The organism is Paraflavitalea devenefica (assembly GCF_011759375.1).
GTDB classification, from domain to species: Bacteria; Bacteroidota; Bacteroidia; order Chitinophagales; family Chitinophagaceae; genus Paraflavitalea; species Paraflavitalea devenefica.
On sequence record NZ_JAARML010000013.1, the window covers coordinates 1 to 8,570 of the forward strand.

Genomic DNA, 8,570 nt, shown 5'->3' on the forward strand with positions numbered 1-8,570 from the left:
GCTACAGTAAGTGTCTGAGTAGCTGTCACCGTATTACCACAGGCATCGGCTGCCGTCCAGGTTCTGGTGATAGTTCCACATCCATCAACTACAGTACTGGTCTCAGCAAAGGTCACCGGTATTGTCGGATCACAATTATCGGTGGCGGTTACAGTTGCGGCAACTGGAATTGTGCCACACTGAACAGTCGCATCGGCAGGAATACCAGTTAATACAGGTGGAATATTATCAACAACCGTTAATATTTGTGTTGCAGTTACTGTATTGCCGCAGGCGTCAGTGGCCGTCCAGATGCGGGTAATGGTTCCGCAGCCATCAACTACTGTACTGGTCTCGGTCATTGTGACCGTCACTGTTGGGTCGCAGTTATCAGTAGCTGTTACAGTAGCTGCTGTAGGAATAGCTCCACACTGAACCGTTGCATCTGCAGGAGCGCCCGTTAATACCGGTGGTGTGTTATCTTGTACAGTCAGTGTTTGTGTGGCAGTTACTGTGTTGCCGCAGGCATCGGTCGCAGTCCAGGTCCTAGCGATCGTACCGCAGCCATCAACAACGGTAGTTGTCTCTGTAAAAGTCACAGGAACAGTCGGATCGCAATTATCGGTGGCTGTCAATGTTGCAGCAGCAGGAATAGATCCACACTGTACAGTTGCATCAGCAGGAATGCCAGTAAGTACTGGCGGAGTGTTGTCCTGCACCGTCAATGTCTGGCTAGCTGTCACTGTATTGCCACAGGCGTCGGTCGCAGTCCAGGTTCTGGTGATAGTGCCACAACCATCGGTAACAGTGGTAGTCTCATTAAATGCAACAGGTACATTGCTATCACAGTTGTCAGAGGCTGTAACAGTAGCTGCTACAGGGACACTTCCGCATTGAACCGTTGCGTCAGCGGGCACACCCGTTAATACCGGTGGGGTATTATCAGTTACAGTAAGTGTCTGAGTAGCAGTTGTCGTATTACCGCAAGCATCGGTTGTTGCCCAGGTTCTCGTGATAGTACCACATCCATCAACTACAGTGCTGGTCTCAGCAAAGGTTACAGGGACAGTCGGATCGCAATTATCCGTTGCTGTCACTGTTGCAGCTGCAGGGACGTTACCACACTGCACGGTTACATCCGCCGGAACACTGATTAATACTGGTGGTATATTGTCCTGTACCGTCAGCGTTTGTGTCGCAGTCACCGTATTGCCACAAGCATCAGTAGCAGTCCAGGTGCGGATAATGGTTCCACAGCCATCAACAACACTGTTTGTTTCTGAGAAAATCACTGGCACAGTCGGATCACAATTGTCTGTAGCAGTCACTGCAGCGGGAGCAGGTATGCTGCCACATTGTACGGTAGCAGCAGCCGGAACACCAGTCAACACCGGTGGCGTATTGTCTTGTACAGTCAGTGTTTGACTTGCAGTCACTGTATTACCACAGGCGTCAGTAGCCGTCCATATTCTGGTGATAGTTCCGCAACCGTCCAGTACAGTGCTTGTCTCAGCAAATGTCACAGATACTGTCGGGTCGCAATTATCTGTCGCAGTTACTGTGGCGGCTGTTGGAATACTTCCACATTGCACAGTCGCATCGGCAGGGACGCCGGTTAGCACTGGTGGTGTATTATCTACAACCGTTAAAGTTTGTGTAGCAGTCATTGTATTGCCACAAGCATCCGTAGCGGTCCAGGTCCTGGTAATAGTGCCGCAGCCATCAACTACGGTAGTTGTCTCATTAAAGGTCACTGGCACAGTTGGATCACAATTATCTGTGGCTGTCACGGTTGCAGCGGTGGGTATACTTCCACATTGAACCGTTGCATCTGCAGGAACACCGGTTAATACGGGTGGTGTGTTATCAACAACGGTTAATGTTTGCATTGCAGTCACCGTATTACCGCAGGCATCGGTCGCAGTCCAGGTACGGGTAATGGTACCGCAGCCATCTGTTACACTAACCACTTCATTAAAGGTCACTGGTACTGTTGGGTCACAATTATCAGTGGCAGTCACGGTAGCGGCTACAGGGATACTGCTACATTGTACGGTGGCATCAGCAGGTACGCTCGTTAATACCGGGGGCGTATTATCAACAACAGTCAGCGTTTGTGTCGCAGTCACTGTATTACCGCAGGCATCCGTAGCAGTCCAGGTCCTGGTGATCGTACCGCAGCCATCCACTACAGTGCTGGTCTCTGCAAAAGTCACAGGAACAGTAGGGTCACAATTATCTGTGGCAGTCAATGTTGCAGCAGCAGGAATAGAACCACACTGAACAGTCGCATCAACTGGTATTCCCGTTAATACCGGCGGTGTGTTGTCTTGGACAGTAAGCGTTTGCGTAGCAGTTACCGTGTTGCCGCAGGCATCCGTAGCAGTCCATGTTCTGGTAATAATTCCGCAGCCATCAACTACAGTGCTGGTCTCTGCAAAGGTTACAGGAACCGTCGGATCACAATTATCAGAGGCAGTCACAGTGGCTGCAGTAGGGATACTACCGCATTGAACGGTGGCATCAGCAGGTAGGCCGGTTAATACCGGCGGGGTATTGTCTTGGACAGTCAGCGTTTGTGTGGCAGTTACTGTATTACCACAGGCGTCAGTAGCTGTCCATGTCCTGGTGATCGTACCACAACCATCTGCTACGGTACTGGTCTCTGCAAAAGTCACAGATACTGTAGGATCACAATTATCTGTCGCTGTAACTGTCGCAGCGGCTGGTATACTTCCACATTGAAGAGTCGCATCGGCAGGAACACCAGAAAGTGCCGGTGGCGTATTATCAGTTACAGTCAGCGTTTGTGTAGCTGTCACCGTATTGCCGCAGGCGTCAGTGGCCGTCCAGATCCTGGTGATGGTGCCACAACCGTCAGCCACGGTGCTGGTTTCTATCATTGTTACCGGTACAGTTGGATCGCAATTGTCTGTTGCAGTAACTGTCGCAGCCGTTGGTATGGCTCCACACTGAACGGTAGCATCGGCAGGAACACCGATGAGAACTGGTGGAGTGTTGTCTTGAAGTGTCAGGGTTTGAGTAGCAGTCACCGTATTACCACAAGCATCAGTAGCTGTCCATGTTCTGGTAATAGTTCCGCAACCATCAACTACTGTACTGGCCTCGACATAAGTCACCGGCACAGTCGGATCACAATTGTCTGTGGCTGTCACGGTAGCAGGGGTTGGGATTGCACCGCATTGAACCGTTGCATCAGCAGGAACTCCGGTAAGTACTGGGGGAGTATTATCAACAACAGTTAAGGTTTGTGTTGCAGTCACCGTATTACCACAAGCATCGGTGGCGGTCCAGGTTCTGGTAATGGTTCCACAACCATCGGTTACGGTGCTCGTTTCTGACATTGTAACCGGTACACTCGGATCGCAGTTGTCTGTTGCATTCACTGTTGCCGCTGCAGGAATACTGCCACATTGTACCGTGGCATCGACAGGAACGCCGGTTAGTACAGGAGGTATATTATCAGTTACTGTCAGAGTTTGTGTTGTGGTCACCATGTTACCACAAGCATCGGTGGCCGTCCAGGTTCGGATAATGGTTCCGCAACCATCAACAACAGTACTGGTCTCATTATAAGTTACAGGAACGGTAGGGTCACAATTGTCTGTAGCGGTTACTGTTGCTGCAGCAGGAACAGCGCCACACTGAACGGTTGCATCGGTAGGGACGCCAGTGAGTACCGGAGGTATATTATCAGTTACAGTTAAAGTCTGAGTTGCTGTCACGGTATTACCACAGGCATCCGTTGCAGTCCAGGTCCGGGTAATGGTACCGCATCCATCAACAACAGCAGTGGTCTCATTAAAAGTTACCGGCACAGTCGGGTCACAATTATCTGAGGCTGTCACGGTTGCAGCGGTTGGTATGCTACCACATTGAACGATTGCATCGGCAGGGACGCCGGAGAGTACTGGCGGTGTGTTGTCTACAACTGTTAAAGTTTGTATTGCAGTTACTATATTACCGCAGGCATCGGCCGCAGTCCAGGTGCGGGTAATGGTGCCGCAACCATCAGTTACACTAATTGCTTCATTAAAGGTCACTGCCACAGTCGGATCACAATTATCTGTAGCAGTCACGGTAGCTGCAACAGGAATAGCACCGCATTGAACAGTCGCATCAGCAGGTACACCGGTTAATACGGGCGGTGTATTGTCTTGTACTGTCAGTGTCTGTGTTGCAGTCACGGTATTACCACAGGCATCAGTAGCAGTCCAGGTCCGAGTAATCGTGCCACAGCCATCTGCAACACTAGTAGTTTCTGCGAACGTTACAGGGACTGTCGGGTCGCAATTATCAGTAGCACTCACTGTTGCTGCAGCAGGAATACTTCCACACTGAACCGTAGCATCAGCAGGAACACCGATGAGCACTGGTGGCGTATTATCAACAACAGTCAACGTTTGTGTTGCAGTCACCGTATTGCCGCAGGCGTCAGTTGCGGTCCATGTACGAGTAATGGTGCCACAACCATCGGCAACACTAATCACTTCATTAAAGGTCACTGGTACTGTTGGGTCACAATTATCAGTGGCTGTCACGGTCGCAGCAGTTGGAATAGCGCCACATTGCATGGTTGCATCGGCAGGTACACCAGAGAGTACCGGTGGAGTATTATCTACAACCGTTAATGTTTGGGTTGCTGTCGCAGTATTGCCACAAGCATCCGTAGCCGTCCAGGTGCGGGTAATGGTGCCACAACCGTCAGCCACGGTGCTGGTTTCTGTCATTGTTACAGGCACAGTCGGGTCGCAATTGTCAGTTGCCATCACTGTTGCTGCAGCAGGAATACTGCCACACTGAACAGTGGCATCGACAGGAACACCAGAGAGCACCGGTGGCGTATTATCGACTACTGTCAGGGTTTGCGTAGCAGTCACCGTATTGCCACAGGCATCGGTTGCCGTCCATGTGCGGGTAATGGTACCACAGCCATCAACAACAGTACTGGTCTCGGTCATTGTAACCGGCACAGTCGGGTCGCAATTATCGGTGGCCGTCACAGTTGCAGCGGTCGGTATGCTACCACATTGTACTGTGACATCGGCAGGTACACCAGTTAATACAGGCGGAGTATTATCAATAACAGTCAGGGTTTGTGTTGCAGTTGCCGTATTGCCACAGGCATCCGTAGCAGTCCAGGTGCGGGTAATAGTTCCGCATCCATCTACTACGGTAGTTGTCTCATTAAAGGTCACAGGAACAGTCGGGTCGCAATTATCTGTCGCTGTAACTGTAGCAGCGGTTGGTATACTTCCACATTGCACGATAGCATCTACCGGGACGCCGGTTAATACTGGAGGCATGTTATCAACAACAGTTAAAGTCTGTGTAGCAGTCACTGTATTGCCACAGGCATCCGTAGCAGTCCATGTTCTGGTAATAGTTCCGCATCCATCTACTACGGTAGTTGTCTCATTAAAGGTCACAGGTACAGTCGGATCACAATTGTCAGTGGCAGTTACGGTTGCGGCTGTTGGGATTGCGCCACACTGAACAGTCGCATCGGCTGGGACTCCACTAAGTACTGGTGGAGCATTATCAGTTACCGTCAAAGTTTGCGTAGCAGTTACCGTATTACCACAGGCATCGGTGGCGGTCCAGGTCCTGGTAATGGTTCCACAACCATCGGTTACACTAATTACTTCACTAAAGGTCACTGGTACAGTAGGATCGCAATTGTCAGTTGCCATCACGGTTGCTGCTGCAGGGATAGCACCACACTGAACGGTTACATCTGCAGGCACGCCGGTTAATACCGGTGGTATATTGTCTTGTATAGTCAGCGTTTGAGTTGCAGTTACGGTATTGCCGCAGGCATCAGTAGCCGTCCAGGTACGGGTGATGGTTCCGCAGCCTTCAATTACGCTAATTACTTCATTAAATGTCACTGCCACAGTCGGGTCACAATTATCAGTGGCAGTCACTGTTGCAGCTGCAGGGATAGCGCCGCATTGAACGGTAACGTCAGCAGGTATGCCGGTAAGTACTGGTGGAGTATTATCAACAACAGTAAGTATTTGTGTTGCAGTTGTCGTATTACCACAGGCGTCCGTAGCGGTCCAGATCCTGGTGATGGTACCACAGCCATCAGCTACGGAGCTCGTTTCAGTCATTGTAACCGGTACAGTCGGATCGCAGTTGTCAGTAGCTGTCACGGTTGCTGCAGTTGGAATAGAACCACACTGAACAGTCGCATCAGCAGGTACACCTGTTAAAACTGGCGGTGTATTGTCTTGTACAGTCAGCGTTTGAGTCGCAGTCACGGTATTACCGCAAGCATCGGTGGCAGTCCAGGTCCTGGTAATGGTGCCGCAGCCATCCACAACATTACTGATCTCAGCAAAAGTTACCGGAACTGTCGGGTCACAATTATCAGTGGCGGTCACAGTAGCAGCAGCAGGAATACTACCACATTGTACTGTGATATCAGCAGGAATGCCAGAGAGTACCGGCGGAGTATTATCTACAACCGTTAATGTTTGCGTTGCTGTCGCAGTATTGCCGCAGGCATCAGTCGATGTCCAGGTTCTGGTAATCGTACCGCAACCGTCAGCCACGGTGCTAGTTTCTGTCATTGTCACAGGCACAGTCGGATCGCAATTATCTGTGGCTGTTACTGTAACAGGAGTTTGGATTACACCGCATTGAACGGTAGCATCGGCAGGAACACCAGTTAGCGCCGGTGGAGTATTATCAACAACAGTTAAGGTTTGTGTTGCAGTCACCGTATTACCACAAGCATCAGTCGCAGTCCAGGTGCGGGTAATGGTACCACAACCATCGGCTACGGTGCTAGTCTCAGCAAGAGTAACCAGCACCGTCGGGTCACAATTGTCTGTGGCGGTCACTGTAGCAGCGGTTGGTATACTTCCACATTGAACAGTCGCATCCGCAGGTACACCGGTGAGAACTGGTGGAGTGTTGTCTTGTACTGTTAGTGTTTGCGTAGCAGTTACCGTATTGCCACAGGCATCAGTCGATGTCCAGGTTCGGGTGATAGTTCCGCAACCATCGGTAACAGTAACTACTTCATTAAAGGTTACAGGAGCTGTAGGATCGCAATTATCAGTTGCAGTCACTGTTGCGGCAGCAGGAATAGCGCCACACTGAACAGTCGCATCGGTTGGAACACCGATCAATACCGGTGGTGTATTATCAACAACAGTTAAAGTCTGAGTCGCAGTCACTGTATTGCCGCAGGCATCGGTCGCTGTCCAGGCCCTGGTGATTGTACCGCAGCCGTCCACTACAGTGCTGGTCTCCGCAAAGACTACAGGAACTGTCGGATCACAGTTGCCAGCGGCAGTAACTATAGCGGCAACAGGAATACTACCACACTGAACCGTTGCATCTGCAGGAACACCCGTTAATACCGGTGGTGTATTATCAACAACAGTTAAGGTTTGAGTTGCTGTCGTGGTATTACCGCAGGCATCAGTGGCTGTCCAGGTTCTGGTGATGGTGCCGCAACCCTCCACTACAGTGCTTGTCTCAGCAAATGTCACAGATATAGTCGGATCGCAATTATCTGTGGCTGTCACGGTTGCAGCGGTTGGTATACTTCCACACTGAACCGTTGCATTTGCAGGAACACCAGTTAATACGGGTGGTGTGTTATCAACAACGGTTAAAGTTTGTGTTGCTGTCACCGTGTTACCACAGGCATCGGTCGCAGTCCAGGTCCTGGTAATGGTTCCACAACCATCAGTTACACTAATTACTTCATTAAAGGTTACAGGCGCAGTCGGATCGCAATTATCAGCGGCTGTCACGGTAGCTGCAGCAGGAATACTTCCGCACTGAACAGTGGCATCAGCAGGAACGCCGCTTAATACCGGCGGTTCATTATCAGTTACAGTAAGTGTTTGCATAGCAGTCGCCGTATTACCGCAAGCATCGGTAGCTGTCCAGATACGGGTAATTGTTCCACATCCATCCACTACAGTGCTAGTTTCTGTCAATGTAACTGGTACATTTGGATCGCAATTATCAGAAGCTGTCACAGTAGCCGCAGCAGGTACACTACCACATTGAACCGTTGCATCGGCAGGAACACCAGATAATACTGGCGGGGTATTATCAACTACGGTAAAAGTCTGAGTAGCAGTTACGGTATTACCACAGACATCAGTCGCTGACCAGGTTCTGGTAATGGTACCGCAACCGCCTGTTACACTAATCACTTCATTAAAGGTCACAGGAACTGTCGGATCGCAGTTGTCAGTGGCTGTTACAGTAGCTGCTGCAGGTATTGCACCGCATTGAACGGTAGCATCAGCAGGAACGCCAGTGAATACCGGCGGTGTATTGTCAACGACAGTCAGCGTTTGAGTTGCAGTCACTGTATTACCGCAGGCGTCAGTAGCAGTCCAGGTTCTGGTAATAATTCCGCATCCATCAACTACAGTGCTGGTTTCTGCAAAGGTTACAGGAACCGTCGGATCACAATTGTCAGTGGCAGTCACTGTAGCCACAGCAGGTATACTACCACATTGAACCGTTGCATCAGCAGGAACACCGGTTAATACCGGAGGTATATTATCAGTTACAGTCAATATTTGAGTGGC

1 protein-coding gene is annotated in these 8,570 nt (G+C 50.3%); it reads right to left on the bottom strand.

The window, feature by feature from the left end:
* Nucleotides 1-8,570, bottom strand: an 8,570-nt coding sequence (locus HB364_RS32815) for an HYR-like domain-containing protein (RefSeq protein WP_167292695.1), incomplete at both ends; no start/stop codon positions are given.